Origin of the sequence: Delftia sp. HK171 (assembly GCF_001886655.1) — a bacterium.
Classification (GTDB): domain Bacteria; phylum Pseudomonadota; class Gammaproteobacteria; order Burkholderiales; family Burkholderiaceae_C; genus Comamonas; species Comamonas acidovorans.
In genome coordinates this window covers 1340960-1357325 of the sequence record NZ_CP018101.1, presented here as the reverse complement: position 1 = coordinate 1357325, position 16366 = coordinate 1340960, and the positions used below count along the sequence as shown (strand labels likewise).

Annotated in this window: 20 protein-coding genes; 16 read left to right on the top strand and 4 right to left on the bottom strand. The window is 69.4% G+C overall.

Annotation, left to right across the window (positions count from 1 at the left end):
• The first annotated feature begins 62 nt into the window (after window positions 1–62).
• From BO996_RS06170 to BO996_RS06160, 3 genes are all read left to right on the top strand, one after another.
• Window positions 63–878, top strand: coding sequence for a crotonase/enoyl-CoA hydratase family protein (locus tag BO996_RS06170; RefSeq protein ID WP_012203128.1), 816 nt, complete (start codon window positions 63–65; stop codon window positions 876–878).
• A 93-nt stretch (window positions 879–971) separates the two neighbouring features.
• Entirely contained in the window at window positions 972–1439 is a 468-nt protein-coding gene (locus tag BO996_RS06165) for a MarR family winged helix-turn-helix transcriptional regulator (RefSeq protein ID WP_012203127.1), read from the top strand.
• A gap of 64 nt (window positions 1440–1503) precedes the next feature.
• Complete coding sequence (locus BO996_RS06160) at window positions 1504–1920, top strand: organic hydroperoxide resistance protein (RefSeq protein ID WP_012203126.1); 417 nt, start codon at window positions 1504–1506, stop codon at window positions 1918–1920.
• Here BO996_RS06160 and BO996_RS06155 read toward each other — a convergent pair whose 3' ends face one another.
• Entirely contained in the window at window positions 1921–2730 is an 810-nt protein-coding gene (locus BO996_RS06155; protein WP_071954282.1) for a 2'-5' RNA ligase family protein, read from the bottom strand.
• On the opposite strand from BO996_RS06155, the gene BO996_RS06150 reads away from it, so the two are divergent.
• Both BO996_RS06150 and BO996_RS06145 read left to right on the top strand, forming a co-directional pair.
• Window positions 2729–3793, top strand: coding sequence for a serine/threonine protein kinase (locus tag BO996_RS06150; RefSeq protein WP_071954281.1), 1065 nt, complete (start codon window positions 2729–2731; stop codon window positions 3791–3793). The two genes, BO996_RS06155 and BO996_RS06150, sit on opposite strands and share 2 nt — an antisense overlap.
• Window positions 3794–3909: 116 nt before the next feature.
• Window positions 3910–4860 (top strand): diguanylate cyclase, encoded by a 951-nt coding sequence (locus BO996_RS06145; RefSeq protein WP_071954280.1) that lies wholly within the window; start codon window positions 3910–3912, stop codon window positions 4858–4860.
• Between the two features lie 51 nt (window positions 4861–4911).
• Here BO996_RS06145 and BO996_RS06140 read toward each other — a convergent pair whose 3' ends face one another.
• A complete protein-coding gene (locus BO996_RS06140; RefSeq protein ID WP_071954279.1) occupies window positions 4912–5379 on the bottom strand; it encodes a hypothetical protein in 468 nt (155 codons plus the stop codon).
• 335 nt (window positions 5380–5714) lie between these two features.
• Between BO996_RS06140 and BO996_RS06135 the strand changes: the two genes are divergently transcribed.
• The gene (locus BO996_RS06135; RefSeq protein WP_442856948.1) at window positions 5715–6869 is read left to right on the top strand and encodes an MFS transporter; all 1155 of its coding nucleotides are present in this window, start codon (window positions 5715–5717) and stop codon (window positions 6867–6869) included.
• A gap of 23 nt (window positions 6870–6892) precedes the next feature.
• Here BO996_RS06135 and soxR read toward each other — a convergent pair whose 3' ends face one another.
• Window positions 6893–7363, bottom strand: coding sequence for a redox-sensitive transcriptional activator SoxR (gene soxR, locus BO996_RS06130; RefSeq protein WP_071954277.1), 471 nt, complete (start codon window positions 7361–7363; stop codon window positions 6893–6895).
• Window positions 7364–7492: 129 nt separating this feature from the next.
• Between soxR and BO996_RS06125 the strand changes: the two genes are divergently transcribed.
• The 10 genes from BO996_RS06125 (at window position 7493) to ureG (ending at window position 15583) form a co-directional block, all read left to right on the top strand.
• Window positions 7493–8020 (top strand): RidA family protein, encoded by a 528-nt coding sequence (locus tag BO996_RS06125; RefSeq protein WP_071954276.1) that lies wholly within the window; start codon window positions 7493–7495, stop codon window positions 8018–8020.
• Between the two features lie 46 nt (window positions 8021–8066).
• The gene (locus BO996_RS06120) at window positions 8067–9305 is read left to right on the top strand and encodes an MFS transporter (protein ID WP_071954275.1); all 1239 of its coding nucleotides are present in this window, start codon (window positions 8067–8069) and stop codon (window positions 9303–9305) included.
• Window positions 9306–9504: 199 nt separating this feature from the next.
• On the top strand, window positions 9505–10422 hold the full coding sequence (locus tag BO996_RS06115) for an urease accessory protein UreD (protein WP_071954274.1): 918 nt from the start codon (window positions 9505–9507) through the stop codon (window positions 10420–10422).
• A gap of 17 nt (window positions 10423–10439) precedes the next feature.
• Entirely contained in the window at window positions 10440–10742 is a 303-nt protein-coding gene (locus tag BO996_RS06110; RefSeq protein ID WP_012203116.1) for an urease subunit gamma, read from the top strand.
• Window positions 10743–10900: 158 nt separating this feature from the next.
• Window positions 10901–11524 (top strand): HupE/UreJ family protein, encoded by a 624-nt coding sequence (locus BO996_RS06105; RefSeq protein ID WP_013804329.1) that lies wholly within the window; start codon window positions 10901–10903, stop codon window positions 11522–11524.
• A 27-nt stretch (window positions 11525–11551) separates the two neighbouring features.
• On the top strand, window positions 11552–11857 hold the full coding sequence (locus tag BO996_RS06100) for an urease subunit beta (RefSeq protein ID WP_174538844.1): 306 nt from the start codon (window positions 11552–11554) through the stop codon (window positions 11855–11857).
• A 12-nt stretch (window positions 11858–11869) separates the two neighbouring features.
• Window positions 11870–13573 carry an urease subunit alpha gene (gene ureC, locus BO996_RS06095; RefSeq protein ID WP_071954273.1) on the top strand — a complete coding sequence of 568 codons (1704 nt, stop codon included), beginning with the start codon at window positions 11870–11872 and terminating at the stop codon, window positions 13571–13573.
• Between the two features lie 7 nt (window positions 13574–13580).
• Window positions 13581–14213 carry an urease accessory protein UreE gene (gene ureE, locus BO996_RS06090; RefSeq protein ID WP_071954272.1) on the top strand — a complete coding sequence of 211 codons (633 nt, stop codon included), beginning with the start codon at window positions 13581–13583 and terminating at the stop codon, window positions 14211–14213.
• Complete coding sequence (locus BO996_RS06085; protein WP_071957037.1) at window positions 14206–14922, top strand: urease accessory protein UreF; 717 nt, start codon at window positions 14206–14208, stop codon at window positions 14920–14922. Before ureE ends, BO996_RS06085 begins: the two co-directional genes overlap by 8 nt.
• Window positions 14923–14971: 49 nt before the next feature.
• Window positions 14972–15583: an urease accessory protein UreG gene (ureG, locus tag BO996_RS06080; protein WP_156898015.1), complete on the top strand. Its 612-nt coding sequence runs from the start codon at window positions 14972–14974 to the stop codon at window positions 15581–15583.
• Between the two features lie 19 nt (window positions 15584–15602).
• Here the strand turns inward: ureG and BO996_RS06075 are convergent, their stop codons facing one another.
• Entirely contained in the window at window positions 15603–16358 is a 756-nt protein-coding gene (locus BO996_RS06075; RefSeq protein ID WP_012203109.1) for an exosortase H-associated membrane protein, read from the bottom strand.
• Between the last annotated feature and the right edge of the window lie 8 nt (window positions 16359–16366).

Sequence of the window (16366 nt, the reverse complement as noted above, 5' to 3'; positions counted from 1 at the left end):
CGTCTTCTGCGCGACTGCGCCCTCCAGCGGCCTGCTCTAAGGTCCATGCGCAGGAGACAACCATGGACATCAACACCCCCACCCCGCCGCCCGAAGGCTGCATCAGCTGCGAAGTGCGCGGCCATGTGCTGCTGATCGGCATCAACCGCCCCGCCAAGCGCAACGGCTGGACACCGCCCATGTTCCAGCAACTGGCCGAGGCCTATACGCGCCTGGACGACGATCCCGAGTTGCGCGTGGGCGTGCTGCATGCGTTTGGCAGCCATTTCACGGCGGGGCTGGACCTGCCGGTGATGGCGGAGTACCTGCGCTCGGGCAGGAAGGCCATCCCGCAAGGCCTGGTGGAGCCGCACGACTACGGCCTGGTCGGCTACCGGCGCCGCGCCAAGCCCATGGTGGTGGCGGTCAAGGGCATTTGCTTCACGGTGGGCATCGAGCTGATGCTGGGCGCCGACATCGTGGTCGCGGCCGATGACTGCCGCTTTTCCCAGCTGGAAGTGCAGCGCTGCATCATGCCCACGGGCGGCGCCACGCTGCGCATGGCCGAGCGTGCGGGCGTGGGCAATGCCATGCTGCACCTGCTCACGGCCGATGAGTTCGACAGCGCCGAGGCCTATCGCCTGAACTTCGTGCAGAAGGTGGTGCCGGCCGGTCAGGAACTGGCCGAGGCCCTGCGCATTGCCGAGCGGATTGCCGCCCAGGCCCCGCAGGCTGTGGTGGCCACGCGGCTCAATGTGCTCAAGGCCATCGAGCTGGGCCAGGCCGCCGCCGTGGCCGACTTCATTCCAGTGCAGCAGCGCCTGGCCAGCAGCGAGGATGCCGCCGAAGGCGTGCGCTCCTTCATCGAGAAACGCCCCGCGCGCTTCACGGGCCGATAGGCCTTTCTCACCCTCCCGATCTTCCCCCTCCGATCTGGAGGGATTTCATCAATTAAGTTGTGCACAATTTAATTGACGGCAATAATTCAGCCCATGCCACGCAACGCCCTGCCCACCGACACCCCCGAGCTTCTGCGCCTGGACAACCAGGTCTGCTTTGCGCTGTACTCGGCGTCGCTGGCCATGACCAAGCTCTACAAGCCCCTGCTCGACGGCATCGGCCTGACCTATCCGCAGTACCTGGTGATGCTGGTGCTTTGGGAGCGCGACGGCCTGACCGTGTCGGAGATCGGCGAGCAGCTGACTCTGGATTCGGGCACGCTGACGCCGCTGCTCAAGCGGCTCGAAGGCGCGAACCTGCTGGAGCGGGTGCGCGATGCGCAGGACGAGCGCCGCGTGCGCATCACGCTCACCCCGCAAGGCCGGGCACTGCGCGATGCGGCTGAAAAGATTCCCGCCTGCGTGCTGCAAAGCACGCAGTGCACGCTGCCCGAGTTGCAGGCGCTGACGCAGCAACTCGGCGCACTGCGCGAGCGGCTGGCGCCGCGCCGCAGCGACTGACAACGGATTGCCGATTTCCTCCACCCGTCCGCACAGCCGGACAACTTTGCAAAAGGAAGACACCATGGCCCAGCTCGAAAAAGTCCTGTACACCGCACGCGCCCACACCACCGGCGGCCGCGACGGCGCCTCGCGCACCGATGACGGACGCCTGGACGTGACCCTTTCCTCGCCAGGCACCAGCGGCACGGGCACCAATCCCGAGCAACTGTTCGCCGCAGGCTACTCGGCCTGCTTCATCGGCGCCATCAAGGCAGTGGCCGGCAAGCAGAAGATCAGCCTGCCGCAGGACCTGTCCATCGACGCAGAAGTGGACCTGGGCACCATCCCCAACGCCTACGGCATCGCTGCCCGCCTGAAGGTCAGCCTGCCCGGCATGGACAAGGCCGCCGCCCAGGCCCTGGTGGACGCAGCCCACCAGGTCTGCCCCTACTCCAACGCCACGCGCGGCAACATCGACGTGCAGATCACCCTGGTCTGATCAGGCCCAGCCCGGCCGCTCCCGCCATTGCAGCCTGCGACCCCGGAGGTCGTAGCGTGCATGGCAGGTCAGCGGGCCGTGCAAGGCGTCGGCCGCGTAGCTGACCAGCGCGATCTCGCCCACGGCGGCCTGCCAGTGCTCCAGCACCGGCAGGCCGCTTATCCATTGCAGCACCTGGGCGCGTGGCCAGGCGGCGTTCCAGGCGCCCAGCGTCACATGGGGCACGTAGGGGCGCAGTGCCTCGGTCAGCGCCAGTTCGGGTCTTGCCGGCCTGAGTGCGCCATGCAGCATGCCCAGCGTGGGCCCGCCCTGGCTGCGGTCGCGCACCTGCAGATACGGCGCCATCTCGAAACTGCCCCAGCCGCCGAATTCCAGTTGCAGCGGTGCGGCCGGCAGGTCCTGCAGCGCGCGCAAGTCGCGCGATAGTTCCGCCGCGCCGTAGGCGTCCGGCAGGGCCGCATCGCCATCCAGAAAGCCGGCCGTGGCCAGGGTCACATGCAGTTGCCGCTCGTACCGAGGAACCAGCGCAGCGGCCAGGGCCTGGCACGCCTGCGCACAGGCGCGGCGCACGGCTTCGCCCTCGGCAGGGCCCAGCGCATGGAGCTCCAGCACCCAGACCGCATAGCGGCGCCGGCCCAGGTGCCAGCCGCTCCAGTCGTCGGATGCGCCTGCCGCACTGGAGTTGGCGTTGGCGTTGGCGCTCGCTATGGCATGGGATTGCAGGAAATGGGGCAGCAGCGGCACGGCGGGCGAATCGGTGAAGGCTAGGCAGCCGCACAGCTTAAGCCAGCCCGGCGACAATCGCCCCATGTCCGCCACACCGCACGATCCTGATCTGAATGTCGTCTCCGACGACGACTCGCACGCCTATGCCCGCCTCACGCCCGACGTGGTGCTCGACGCCCTGGCCTCGGTCGGCCTGTGGGGCGACGGCCGGCTCACGGCCCTGGCCTCCTACGAGAACCGCGTCTACCAGGCCGTACTGGAAGACGGCGATCGCGTCGTGCTCAAGTTCTACCGCCCGGGCCGCTGGAGCCGCGATCAGATCCTGGAGGAGCACGCCTTCAGCGCCGAGCTGACGGCCGCCGAAGTGCCCGCCGTGCCCCCGCTGGTGCTGGAAGGCGCCACGCTGCACAGCCACGCGGGCTTTGATTTCTCGGTCAGCCCCTGGCGCGGAGGCCGTCCGCCCGAGCTGGACGACTTCGAGGTGCTGGAGTGGACCGGGCGCTTCCTGGCCCGCATCCATACCGTGGGCGCGGCCCGGCCCTTTGCGCACCGGCCGGCGCTGGACCTGGCCAGCTTCGGCCACGACTCCATGCAGTGGCTGCTGGCCCGGCAAATGATTCCGCTGGAAGTGGAATCCACCTGGAAGGCCGCCTGCCAGCGCGCGCTGGACCTGATGGCACCCGCCGCCGACGGCATGAGCGCAGCCGGCCACTTCGGCCTGCACAGCGCGCGCACGCTGCGCCTGCACGGCGACTGCCATCCCGGCAACGTGCTGTGGACGCCGCTGGACGACGAAGGCCGCGGCGGCCCGCATTTCGTGGACCTGGACGATGCGCGCACCGGCCCGGCCGTGCAGGACCTGTGGATGCTGCTGTCGGGCGACCGGGGCCAGCGCACGCGCCAGCTGGGCGCCCTGCTGGATGGGTACGAACAGTTCCGGCCCTTCGACCGCCGCGAGCTGGCCCTGATCGAGCCGCTGCGCACGCTGCGCCTGATCCACTACAGCGCCTGGCTGGCGCGGCGCCAGGACGACCCGATCTTTGCCATCAACTTCCCCTGGTTCGGCACGCCCGACTACTGGCGCGGGCAGGTGGACATGCTCAACGAGCAGATCGAGGCCATGCAGGAAGAGCCTCTATACGCCTGAGGCCACCGGGCTGCCTGCCTCCCGAAGACAGATATCTTTACAAATTGTCCAGGCCCGCGGCGCCCTATCCAGGGCTGCGGGTTCCGGGGTATTCTCGGCCCGAAATCCCATCGGCCATGCCCTACTCCGCCTTCCCACCATCGCTGCCCAACCCGCTACAGCCCTTGCCTGCCGCGCAAAAGGTGCTGGTGGTGGACGACGTTCCGGACAACGCCACCATCATCTGCCAGGTGATCAAGGATCTGTGCAGCCCGCTTGTGGCCTACACCGGCGAGGAGGCGCTGGCCTTGGCCCACCAACACCAGCCCGACCTCATCCTGCTGGACATCCGCATGCCGGAGATGGACGGCTTCGAGGTCTGCCGCCGCCTCAAGGCCGACCTGCAGACCGCGCATATCCCCATCATCTTCCTCACCGCGCTGACCGAGCCCCATTGCGAGGAACTGGGCCTGAACCTGGGCGCCGTGGATTTCGTGACCAAGCCCTTTCGCCCGGCCGTGCTCAAGGCACGCGTGCGCACGCATCTGGAGATTGCCCAGCAGCGCCAGATGCTGCAACTGCTGTCGCACAGCGACGGGCTGACGGGCGTGGCCAACCGGCGTTTCTTCAGTGCCCAGCTGGAGCGCGAGTTCATGCGCCTGCAGCGCCTGGGCGAGCCGCTGTCGCTGGTGATGATGGACGTGGACCACTTCAAGGCCTACAACGACCACTACGGCCATCTGGTCGGCGATGAATGCCTGAGCCAGATCTCCCAGGCCATTCAGGGTGCGCTGCACCGGCCGGGCGACCTGCTGGCGCGCTATGGGGGCGAGGAATTCGTCTGCCTGCTGCCCCATACGGCGCTGGATGGCGCGGTGCTGGTGGCGCAGGGCATCGTCGATGCGCTCAGGCTGCTGGACCTGCCCCATGCCGCCTCGCCCCTGGGCCAGGCGCTGACCGTGAGCCTGGGCGTGGCCTGCATTGCGCCTTCGCCCACCAACAGCGCCCAGCAACTGCTGGCCGATGCCGATAGGCGCCTTTATCTCGCAAAAAACGCTGGTCGCGACCGCATCGTCTGGGAGGGGTGATCAGAAGCACCCCCTGAGGCGCTACGCGCCGTTCCCCTCTCTCGCACCGGCTCAGCAACGTCCATCGACGCGGCAGGTCGGCACGACCTGACCGCTGGCATCACGCCATTGCACCTGGCCGGCCGGGGTCTGAGGCGGGGCTGCAGGCGCTGGCTCCTGAGCCGGTTGAACGTTGGAGCGCTGCGGATCGTGCAGCACGGTGGATGAACCCACGCCCACGCCGACCCGCGCGCCACCCACACCTGTGGAGGCGCCCACGCCTGCGCTGCCCAGCACTTGGCCGCTCTGGTTGACGCCGACGCCAACGCCGACCGGGCCCACGCCCGTGCCGACTCCGGCACTCAGCCCGCCGCTGCCCAGCCCCACGCCCACCGACACGGGGCCGACCGGAATTCCGATGCCCACGCCGCCGCCCACCGAGCCGCAGCCGGCCAGCAGCAGCGCGCAGGCGCCAAGCGCGGTCCACGCTGCCTTGCGGGATGGCTGGGAGGTCATGAAGGCGGAGGATGGAACTGGCATGCCGGACTCTCTGGACAAGGGAAAACACAGGGACGGCCACAGGGTACACCCGCCCGCCCGGCGCACGTTGCCAGCGGTATGCCCGGGTCCATGCCAGGGGCTCGGAGGCAGCGAAACACCCAGGACACGCGGGTTTCTTAGAATTCACCCATTGGCCTGCGGGTCATTCCAGATTCCATGCGCTCCTGGACAGTGCCGTGGCGCCCCGGTGGCGCCAAGCCTGCGTGGCGCCGCTTTCCCCTTCGCTTTCTTCGCGCTCCCTTTTCGCTCCCTTTTCTATGCAAACCCGTTGGCCACCCTATGCGTGGGTGTGTTTTTCCATGTGCGTGGGTGTCATGGGCACCGCCCTGGCCAGCCCGCTGTACCCGCTGTACCAGCAGGCCTGGGGGCTGCAGCCCAGCCACATCACGCAGATCTTCGTGGCCTATATGTTCGGCGCGCTGGCCAGCCTGCTGTTCCTGGGCCGGCTGACCGACCGATTCGGCTTTGTCACCGTGCTGCGCGCCGGGCTGATCCTGATGACGCTGGGCGTGCTGGCCTCCGCCGTGGCCTGGAACGTGCCCAGCTTTGCGCTGGGGCGCGTGGTCATCGGCGTGGCTTCGGGGCTGATCACCACTTCGGCCTCGGTGGGCATGACCCGGCTCAACAACCGGGGCGACCTGCAGCGCGCCGCGGCCACGACCAGCCTGACCATTGCCTTCGGCTTCGGGCTGGGCCCCGTGGTGGGCGGGCTGATCGCGCAGTGGCTGCCCTGGCCGCTGGTCACGGCCTACATCCCCTCGCTGGGGCTGGGCCTGCTGGCCGTCTATGCGCTGTACCAAGTGCGCATCGCCGAGCCGGCCGAGCTGGCCTCCACCCAGGCACGCGCGCTGCACTGGCGTGATTTCATGCCCACCATCACGCTGCCGGAGCGCCGCTTTGCGCGCCACTACGCACTGGGCGGCATGTGCGCGTTCTGCGCCTTCGGCATGTTCAGCCTGTTCGCATCGCTGGCGCCCAGCTTCATGCAGCGCATGGTGCCCTGGCACGGGCCGGCTGTCTCGGGCCTGTCCATCGGCGTGATCCTGTTCCTCTCGGCTGGCTTCCAGTACCTGGCGCGCCCGCGCCCGACCAAGGGCTCGGCCATTGTGGGATTTGCCTGCCTGGTGGCCTGCAACCTCCTGCTGCTGGTCAACAGCTTCGCGGGCTCGGCCCTGCTGTTCGCGCTCAGCGTGATCGCCACGGCGGCGGGCCACGGCCTGTGCAACCTGGCGGGCATGTCCATCGTCAACAAGGTCTCCACGCCGGCCACGCGCACGGGCCTGCTGTCCACGTACCTGGTGGTCGGCTACCTGGGCACCATCGTGCCCATCCTGGGCCTGGGCTGGCTCTCGGACCATATCGGCATCACCGAGGCCCTGGTCGCCTACTGCATCGTCATGGGCGCGCTGGCCGGCTGGCTGTGCTGGATGTGCACGCGCACGCCCACGCTGCCCATGCCCAAGCACTAGTTCCGCCAAGGGTGCATGCCTGTTCAGCGAAAGTGCGGCCCCGGCCCGTCTTCGGCCAGGCAGTCGCCGTCATTGCGCAGCGGGCAGACCTTGAGGGACAGGCAGCCGCAGCCTATGCAGCCGTCGATCTGGTCGCGCAGCTGGGTCAGGCCCTGGATGCGCGCATCCAGCGCATGGCGCCAGCGCGCGGACAGCGCGGCCCAGTCGGCCTGCGTGGGCGTGCGGCCGCTGGGCAGGTCCTGCAGCGCCTCGGCAATCTCGGCCAGCGGCACGCCCATGCGCTGGGCCACCCTGATGACCGCCACGCGCCGCAGCACGGCACGCGCAAAGCGGCGCTGGTTGCCGGGCGTGCGCAGGCTCTCGATCAGTCCCTGGCGCTCGTAGAAATGCAGGGCCGAGACGGTGATGCCGCTGCGCCGGGCGACTTCGCCCACGGAGAGGATGGCCGGCCCGTCATGGTCGGACGCGGTGACACCGGCAGAAGACAGATTCATGGCAGCAGGAAAATAGGCGCAGGAAAAATAGGTCCAAGCAGGCCTGCATTTGACCTCAACTTTGGTTGAGGTTTCACACTGGCAAGCCTCGCCGCCCGGTCCGGCCCACTCTCAGACTCCAAGCCATACATGCCACACGACGCACTTGCCACCTCCTCGGCACAGCCCGCAGCTTCCACGGCCCCGCAACTGCAGCATCTGCAGCCCGCCGGCCTCTACGACGCCACGCCCAACGGCTACACCCATGTGGTCACCGTGCACGGGCCGGCGCAATGGGCCTTCGTCTCGGGCCAGGGGGGCGAGAACCAGGCGGGCGACCTGCCCGACAGCTTCGCGGCCCAGGCGCAGCAGGCCCTGTCCAACCTCAAACTGGCGCTGCAGGCGGCGGGCGCGGACATGGGCCAGGTGGTCAAGCTGACCCTGCTCATCGTTGACCACTCGGAGGCCCGCTTCAACGACTGGCAGGCCGCCGTGCGCCTGCATTGGAGCGACGGCGCCCCCGGCGATGGCGCCCCCGGCAATACCCTGCCGCGCTTTCCGGCCTGCACCCTGATCCCCGTCCCCCGGCTGGCCCTGCCCGGCATGCTGATCGAGGTCGATGCCGTGGCCGCACTGCCCGCCCACGCCCAGCCCGCACGGCCGCCGCTGTGGGTCTGAGCCATCCGTTTGCCACCCATAAGCAGATAACACAGGCATTCGTCCGATGAACAGATCCTCCCCGGCCCCCGCCCTGCCCTCGCCGCCCATGCAGGCCACCGCCACGCCCGTGCTGCCCCAGAGCACCCTGCTGCTCATGGCCACGGCCTGCGGCCTGTGCGCGGGCGCCAATTACTTCAACCAGCCGCTGCTGCATTCCATCGCCATCGACCTGGGCATCAGCGAGGCGCGTGCCTCGCTGACGGTGACCATGGCCCAGGTCTCCTATGCGCTGGGACTGCTGCTGCTCGTGCCGCTGGGCGACATGCTGGAACGCCGCCGCCTGGTGCTGGGCCTGATGCTGCTGGCCGCGCTGGGCATGTTGGCCAGCGGCATGGCGCACAGCTTTGCGCTGCTGGCGGCGGGCACGCTGATGACGGGGCTGTTCTCGGTCGCGGCCCAGGTGCTGGTGCCCATGGCGGCCAGCTTTGCGGCGCCCGGCGCCAGCGGGCGCGCCGTGGGCCTGGTCATGAGCGGGCTGCTGATCGGCATCCTGGCGGCGCGCAGCGTGGCGGGCCTGTTGTCGGAGCTGGGCGGCTGGAATTCCGTCTACTGGGTGGGCGCCCTGGCCACGGCCGGCGTGGCCCTGCTGCTGCGGCGGGCGTTGCCCCTGGCGCAGCCGGCCCAGCCCATAGGCTATGGCGCGGTGATGCGCTCCCTGCTCACGCTGGCGCGCGAGCAGCCGCGCCTGCGCAGCCGGGCGCTGATCGGCGGCATGGGCTTTGCCACGGTGAGCGTGCTGTTCTCGACCATGGCACTGCTGCTGGCCGGGCCGGGCTACGGGTTTGGCGACGCGCAGATCGGCCTCATCGGCCTGGTCGGCGTGGCCGGCGCCCTCATGGCCAACATGGCCGGCCGGCTGGCAGACCGGGGGCTGGAGCAGCGCACCACGCTGGCCGGCGGCCTGCTCATGCTGGCGGGCTGGGGGGCGCTGTGGCTGGGCGGCACCAGCCTGTGGTGGTTCCTGGCGGGTCTGCTCATCGTCGATGCCGCGCTGCAGGCCCTGCACATCAGCAACCAGAACGTGATCTATGCGCTGGCACCCTTGGCGCGCTCGCGCATCAATGCGGTCTATATGACGGGCTATTTCATCGGCGCCTCGGCAGGCTCGGCCGTGGGCTCGGCGGTCTGGCTGCACTGGGGATGGACAGGTGCCAGCGTGGCGGGCCTGATTCTGAGCCTGGCCACGCTGGCCGTCGTGGCCTGGGACAGAAGCCTGGCGCGTCAGACCCGGGCAAACGCGTAAGAAAGAGCACCAGCCTGCGGCACGCTGCGCAAGAATGCACTGCAAACGTGCCGTCTTGCGCGCCTTGCCATGCAGGAAACGCACCAATCCGATGCGCCAGCGCACCAGCATGGCGCAACCGCCACTGCACCGGATTGGCACGCTAAATGCATGACAAAGGCCGTTACCACCCACACGCCCTGTACCGTCCGCCCCGCCCATGTCCGCAGCGCTACCGATCACCGCCGTGCCCGCCTGCGCCTCGGGCTGGCAGGCCATGCTGGACCTGCGCTTCGGGCACCGCGCCGGCCAGGGCAGCGTGCTTTCCCACGCACGCCACAGCGGCCCGCTGCGCGTGCAAAAACCGCTGCACCCTGAAGGCCCCGGCATCTGCCATGCCGTGCTGCTGCACCCGCCCGGCGGCGTGGCCGGCGGCGACCAGTTGCAGATCGATGTGACCGTGGAGCCCGGCGCCCACGCCCTGCTGACCACACCGGGCGCCACGCGCTGGTACAAGTCCCAGGGCCGCCCGGCCGCGCAGCGCGTGCGGCTGCGCGTGGAAGAAGGCGCCATCCTGGAATGGCTGCCACAGGAAAACATGCTGTTCGCCGGTGCCGACGCCACCATGGCGCTGGACCTGGATCTTGCGCCGGGCGCGCGCGCCATCGGCTGGGATGCCGTGGTGCTGGGCCGCTATGGCGCGGGCGAGCACTGGAACCACACCGGCGCCGCGCCCACCGCTGCCGCGCGCCTGCAGCTTCACAACCGGCTCGCATGCGGCGGACGGCCGCTGTGGCTGGAGCAAGGCGAACTGCACGCCGGCCATGCCCTGCTGTCCAGCCCCGTTGCCTGGGCAGGCTTCCCCATACAGGCCAGCCTCTGGGCCGTGGCCCCCGAACCCCTGGCGGCCATGGAGTCATTGAGCGAGCAACTGGCCACCAGCCTGCCCTGGAGCGATGAAGTGCGCGCCGGCGCCAGCCTGCTGGCCGGCCAGGGTGGCGCGCCCTCGGTGCTGCTGCTGCGCGTGCTGGCCCGGCGCATGGAGGCGGCACGGGCCGTGCTGCATGAAGGCTGGCGCCTGCTGCGCCCGGCCCTGCTCACTCAACAAGCCCGCCCCCCGCGCCTGTGGGCCACCTGATCAACGGAGACTCATCGATGGAACTCACGCCCCGTGAAAAAGACAAGCTGCTGCTGTTCACCGCAGCCCTGGTGGCCGAGCGGCGCAAGGCGCGCGGCCTGAAGCTCAACTACCCCGAGGCCGTGGCGCTGATCAGCGCCGCCGTGCTGGAGTGGGCACGCGACGGCAGGACCGTGGCCGAGCTCATGCACCTGGGCACCACGGTGCTGACGCGCGCCGATGTGATGGAGGGCATTCCAGAAATGATCCCGGACATCCAGGTCGAAGCCACTTTCCCGGACGGCACCAAGCTGGTCACCGTTCATCATCCAATAGTTTGACCCCCTGAGCGGCTACGCCGCTTCCCCCAAGGGGGACGGCGCCATCGCTGCGGGGCGGCGCGGCCAGCTTAGGCCCTTGCTGGGCACCCCCAACCAGCCCGCTGCATCCGCTTGTGCCGTGGGCAGATCCAGTCTCGATAGCGATCAAGGAGATCTCCATGTTCAGATTCCGCAACACTTTCAACTACCTGCTCGCCCCGGCCCTGCTGGCCGCCGCCACGGCCGCCAGCGCCCATACGGGGGCCGGCGCCCACCTGCATGCCGGTGACGGCGCCATGCAGGCCCTGATGGCCGGGCTGTCCCACCCCATCGCGGGCCTGGACCATCTGCTGGCCATGCTGGCCCTGGGCCTGTGGTGCGGGCTGATGCTGCAGCGCCAGTGGCTGCCGCCCGTGGCCTTTGCCGCCTGCATGGCGCTGGGCCTGGCGCTGACGCAGACCCCGCTGGAGCTGCCGGCCGTCGAGCCCATGGTGGCCGCCTCGCTGCTGGCCTTCGGCCTGCTGCTGGTGGCCCAGCGCCGCCTGCCCGTGGCCCTGGCCATGGTGCTGGCCGGCGCCTTCGCGCTGTTCCACGGATACGCGCATGGCGAGGTCTTCCCCCACGCGCTGCCCGCAGCCGTGTTCTGGGCCTACATGGCGGGCATGGTCGCCACCACGCTGGTGCTGCATGCGCTGGGCGTGGCCTTTGGCCGGGCCATGCGCGGCGGCACGGCATCGGCCTGGGCCGCACGCCTGGCCGGCGTGGCCGCCATGGGCTACGGTGCCGTGGCGCTGGCAGGCTGAGCGCGGGAGCCGCACATGACCGAGCGCATCATCCCCGGCGAACTGCTGGCCGAGCCCGGCGAGATCCTGCTGAACGCAGGCCGGCCCGTGCAGACCCTCACGGTCACCAACACCGGCGACCGGCCGGTGCAGGTGGGCTCGCACTTTCATTTCTTCGAGGTCAACGAGGCCCTGCACTTCGACCGCGCCGCCGCACGCGGCTGGCGGCTGAACATCGCGGCCGGCACGGCCGTGCGCTTCGAGCCGGGCCAGGAGCGCACGGTGGAACTGGTGGAAATCTCCGGCGACCGCATCATCTATGGCTTCAACGCCAAGGTGATGGGGCCTCTCTGAAAGGGAACATTCATGGCAAGCATCACGCGCCAGGCCTATGCCGAGATGTTCGGCCCCACCGTGGGCGACCGCCTGCGGCTGGCCGACACGGCCCTGGTCATCGAGATCGAGAAGGACCACACGATCTACGGCGAAGAGGTCAAGTTCGGCGGCGGCAAGGTCATCCGCGACGGCATGGGCCAGAGCCAGCGCATGGCCGCCGACTGCGCCGACACCGTCATCACCAATGCCGTGATCATTGACCACTGGGGCATCGTCAAGGCCGACATCGCCATCAAGAACGGGCTGATCGCAGGCATAGGCAAGGCCGGCAACCCGGACATGCAGCCGGGCGTGACCATCGTCATCGGCCCCGGCACCGAGATCATTGCGGGCGAGGGCATGATCGTCACGGCCGGCGGCATCGACACGCACATCCACTTCATCTGCCCGCAGCAGATCGACGAGGCGCTGACCAGCGGCGTGACCACCATGATCGGCGGCGGCACGGGCCCGGCCACGGGCACCTTCGCCACCACGGTCACGCCCGGCCCCTGGCACATTGAGCGCATGCTGCAGGCCGTGGACGGCTACCCCATGAACATCGGACTGCTGGGCAAGGGCAACGCCAGCCAGGCCGCGCCGCTGCGCGAGCAGATCGCGGCGGGCGCCATCGGCCTGAAGCTGCACGAGGACTGGGGATCGACGCCCGCCGCCATCGACTGCTGCCTGGGCGTGGCCGACGAGACCGACACCCAGGTCGCCATCCACACCGACACGCTCAACGAGGGCGGCTTCGTCGAGGCCACGGTGGCCGCCTTCAAGGGCCGCACCATCCACACCTACCACACCGAAGGCGCGGGCGGCGGCCACGCGCCCGACATCATCAAGGTCTGCGGCGAGGCCAACGTGCTGCCCTCGTCCACCAACCCCACGCGGCCCTACACGGTGAACACGCTGGACGAGCACCTGGACATGCTCATGGTCTGCCACCACCTGGATGCCTCGATTGCCGAGGACATCGCCTTCGCCGAAAGCCGCATCCGCCGCGAGACCATCGCCGCCGAGGACGTGCTGCACGACCTGGGCGCCTTCTCCATGATCTCCAGCGACAGCCAGGCCATGGGCCGCGTGGGCGAGGTCGTGCTGCGCACCTGGCAGACCGCGCACAAGATGAAGGTCCAGCGCGGCAGCCTGCCGGGCGACAACGCGCGCCACGACAACTTCCGCGTCAAGCGCTACGTTGCCAAGTACACCATCAACCCCGCCCGCACGCATGGCATCGCCCATGTCGTGGGCTCGGTCGAGGTCGGCAAGCTGGCCGACCTGGTGCTGTGGCGGCCTGCGTTCTTCGGCGTCAAGCCCAGCCTCATCCTCAAGGGTGGCAGCATCGCCAGCGCCGCCATGGGCGACCCCAACGCCAGCATCCCCACGCCCCAGCCCGTGCACTACCGCCCCATGTTCGCGGGCCAGGGCAGCGGCGTGGCGGCGGCCAGCCTCACCTTCATCTCGCAGGCCGCCCAGCAGGCCGGCGTGGCAGACCGCTACGGCCTGCGCAAGCGCACCGTGGCCGTGGAAAACTGCCGCAGCGTCAGCAAGCGCGACATGGTGCACAACGACTGGCAGCCCGACATCAGCGTCGATCCCGAGACCTACCAGGTCGTCGCCGACGGCCAGCTGCTGACCTGCGAGCCCGCCACCGAGCTGCCGATGGCGCAGCGGTATTTTCTGTTCTGATCACCCCATGCTCACCGTCAACAAACACATGCCCCAGGGCGGCGGCCTTGCCGCCGTGCTGGTCAGGCGCGCCGCCACGCTGGAACTGGACTGGGACATGCGCCAGAAGAGCCGCTTTGCGGCCATCGACTCCACGGGGCGCGAGCTGGCCGTGGTGCTGGCGCGCGGCAGCGTGCTGCGCGGCGGCGATGTGCTGGTGGCCGAGGATGGCAGTCTGGTCGCCGTGCGCGCGGCGCCCCAGGCGGTGTTGCGCGTGATGGCGGCCACGCCGCTGGGCATGCTGCGTGCGGCCTACCATCTGGGCAACCGGCATATCCCGGTGGAGGTCACGCCCACGCACCTGCACCTGGAAAACGACCCCGTGCTGCACGACATGCTGCTGCGCCTGGGCGCGCAGGTGGCCCTGGTGGATGCGCCCTTCGAGCCCGAGGCCGGTGCCTATGGCGGCGGCCACCGCCACGGCCATGACGCCAGCTTTGCCGAGGACCAGGCGCTGGCGCAGAGCGTGTATGCGCTGCATGACCATGGGCACGCACACGATCATTCCCACGGGCATGAACATGGCCACGACCACAGCCATGACCATGATCACAAAGGCTGCTGCGGACACGGGCACGGCCACGACCATCCGCATGGCTGACCTGTCGATACAGGGGCTGTGCGCCCTGCTGCACCTGGCATCGCCCCAACTGCCCGTGGGCGGCTTCAGCTATTCGCAGGGGCTGGAGGCCGCCATCGAGCACGGCCTGGTCACGGATGCCGGCACGGCGCGCACCTGGATTGCCGATGCGCTGGCCCACGGCTTTGCACGCTGCGAGGCGCCGCTGTGGCTGCTGCTGCGCCGGGCCTGGAGTGCGAGCGACGAGGTGGCAGTGCACGAATGGAACCAGTGGTTCATTGCCAGCCGCGACAGCCGCGAGGCCCGTGCCGAGACGCTGCAGATGGGCTGGTCGCTGCACAGCCTGCTGCGCTCCGTGCCCTGGGGCGGCGAGGCCTTTGCGCCCCGCATCGCACAACTGGGCGCCCTTGTGGAGGGGCCGGGCCTGGCCTATCCCACGGCCTTTGCCTGTGCCTGCGCCGCCGTGGATGCCGACGAGGACCATGCCCTGCTGGCCTATGGCTTTGCCTGGCTGGAGAACCAGGTGGCCGCCGCCATCAAGGCCGTGCCGCTGGGCCAGGTGGCGGGCCAGAGCCTGCTGCTGGCCCTGCATCCGCTGCTGGAGCAGGCCGTGGGCGAGGCACGCCGCCGCGCCAGCGAGGCGCCGCCCCGGCTGGACACCATGCTGCCCCAATGGAGCGTGCTGCAGGCGCGGCACGAACACCAGTACTCCCGGCTCTTCCGGTCCTGATCACTCATCCCAAGTCCACCATGAACACCCGCACCAAGAAACTCCCCCGCTGCGCGTCGGCATCGGCGGCCCTGTCGGCTCCGGCAAGACCACGCTGCTGGAGATGCTGTGCAAGGCCATGCGCGCCCACTACGACCTGGTGGTCATCACCAACGACATCTACACCAAGGAGGACCAGCGCCTGCTGACAGTGGCCGAGGCCCTGCCGCCCGAGCGCATCATGGGCGTGGAAACCGGCGGCTGCCCGCACACGGCCATCCGCGAGGACGCCTCCATCAACCTCGAGGCCGTGGACCGCATGCTGCGCCAGTTCCCCGAGGCGGACATCGTCTTCATCGAAAGCGGGGGCGACAACCTGGCCGCCACCTTCAGCCCCGAGCTGTCGGACCTGACCATCTACGTGATCGACGTGGCCGGCGGCGAGAAGATTCCGCGCAAGGGCGGCCCCGGCATCACCAAGAGCGATCTGCTGGTGGTCAACAAGACCGACCTGGCGCCCTACGTGGGCGCCAACCTGTCCATCATGGAAGCCGACACGCAGCGCATGCGCGCCCACAAGCCCTATGTGATGGGCAGCGTGAAAAGCGGCAAGGGCCTGCGCGAGGTGATCGACTTCATCACCGAGCGCGGCCTGCTGCCGCCCATGCCCGCGCAGGCCTGAAGACGGCCGCGCATAACCTTCAGCGCTGCGGCGTGCCGCTGGTGGCCTTGGCCTTGGGCAGGGTGGCCGCGCTGCTGGAAGACACCAGCGGATGGCCGGTGGAGGTGGCCGCGCCATCGGTCTGGCGCCAGGCCGAGGGCTTGGGTGCCACCATGGGCTGCGGTGCGGCAGCAGGCGCGCGGCTGCGGTTCCAGGCCGGCAGCAGCACGCGGCGCACAAAGCCCATGTCCAGCGCCAGCCACAGCAGCACCGGGCACAGCGTGGGCACCATCAGCCCGCCCATCTGGTAGGCGTAGACGATGGCCTCCAGCTGCCATGTCTGTATGCCCAGCACGTTGAGGTCAAGCCGCGCCGCAAGGCACAGCTGCATCAGCACCTGCGAGACCACGCTGAAGGTCTGCAAGGGCAGCAGCGCCACATAGCCCACCAGGATGCGCCACCACCGGCCCGGACCCCAGGCCGCCAGCAGCATGGCCACCAGCACCGGCAGGCCGTAGCCGTAGCGGGCGGGATCGACCTCGACGATGGCCTCGGCGCGGCGCCAGCCGGTCTGCTCGTTCGATACCTGGACCGAGGAATTGACGACCAGGTTGCGGGGCGTCTCCAGGTCCACGCGCTGCACCCAGCCGTTGGCGGCGTTCTCCAGCACCCACTTGCTCATGCCGGACACCGGCACGGCCAGCCAGCCGGCCGCCAGCGTCCAGGCCAGGGTCAGCACCACGATGCCGCCCATGGCCAGGGCCGCGAAGCGCGAGATGGGATTGCGTCCGATCATGGCCTGCT

Coding starts and splice junctions, on each gene's coding strand:
- BO996_RS06170 (WP_012203128.1), top strand. CDS start 63: ATGGACATCAACACCCCCACCCCGCCGCCCGAAGGCTGCATCAGCTGC.
- BO996_RS06165 (WP_012203127.1), top strand. CDS start 972: ATGCCACGCAACGCCCTGCCCACCGACACCCCCGAGCTTCTGCGCCTG.
- BO996_RS06160 (WP_012203126.1), top strand. CDS start 1,504: ATGGCCCAGCTCGAAAAAGTCCTGTACACCGCACGCGCCCACACCACC.
- BO996_RS06150 (WP_071954281.1), top strand. CDS start 2,729: ATGTCCGCCACACCGCACGATCCTGATCTGAATGTCGTCTCCGACGAC.
- BO996_RS06155 (WP_071954282.1), bottom strand. CDS start 2,730: ATGGGGCGATTGTCGCCGGGCTGGCTTAAGCTGTGCGGCTGCCTAGCC.
- BO996_RS06145 (WP_071954280.1), top strand. CDS start 3,910: ATGCCCTACTCCGCCTTCCCACCATCGCTGCCCAACCCGCTACAGCCC.
- BO996_RS06140 (WP_071954279.1), bottom strand. CDS start 5,379: ATGCCAGTTCCATCCTCCGCCTTCATGACCTCCCAGCCATCCCGCAAG.
- BO996_RS06135 (WP_442856948.1), top strand. CDS start 5,715: ATGGGCACCGCCCTGGCCAGCCCGCTGTACCCGCTGTACCAGCAGGCC.
- soxR (WP_071954277.1), bottom strand. CDS start 7,363: ATGAATCTGTCTTCTGCCGGTGTCACCGCGTCCGACCATGACGGGCCG.
- BO996_RS06125 (WP_071954276.1), top strand. CDS start 7,493: ATGCCACACGACGCACTTGCCACCTCCTCGGCACAGCCCGCAGCTTCC.
- BO996_RS06120 (WP_071954275.1), top strand. CDS start 8,067: ATGAACAGATCCTCCCCGGCCCCCGCCCTGCCCTCGCCGCCCATGCAG.
- BO996_RS06115 (WP_071954274.1), top strand. CDS start 9,505: ATGTCCGCAGCGCTACCGATCACCGCCGTGCCCGCCTGCGCCTCGGGC.
- BO996_RS06110 (WP_012203116.1), top strand. CDS start 10,440: ATGGAACTCACGCCCCGTGAAAAAGACAAGCTGCTGCTGTTCACCGCA.
- BO996_RS06105 (WP_013804329.1), top strand. CDS start 10,901: ATGTTCAGATTCCGCAACACTTTCAACTACCTGCTCGCCCCGGCCCTG.
- ureC (WP_071954273.1), top strand. CDS start 11,870: ATGGCAAGCATCACGCGCCAGGCCTATGCCGAGATGTTCGGCCCCACC.
- ureE (WP_071954272.1), top strand. CDS start 13,581: ATGCTCACCGTCAACAAACACATGCCCCAGGGCGGCGGCCTTGCCGCC.
- BO996_RS06085 (WP_071957037.1), top strand. CDS start 14,206: ATGGCTGACCTGTCGATACAGGGGCTGTGCGCCCTGCTGCACCTGGCA.
- BO996_RS06075 (WP_012203109.1), bottom strand. CDS start 16,358: ATGATCGGACGCAATCCCATCTCGCGCTTCGCGGCCCTGGCCATGGGC.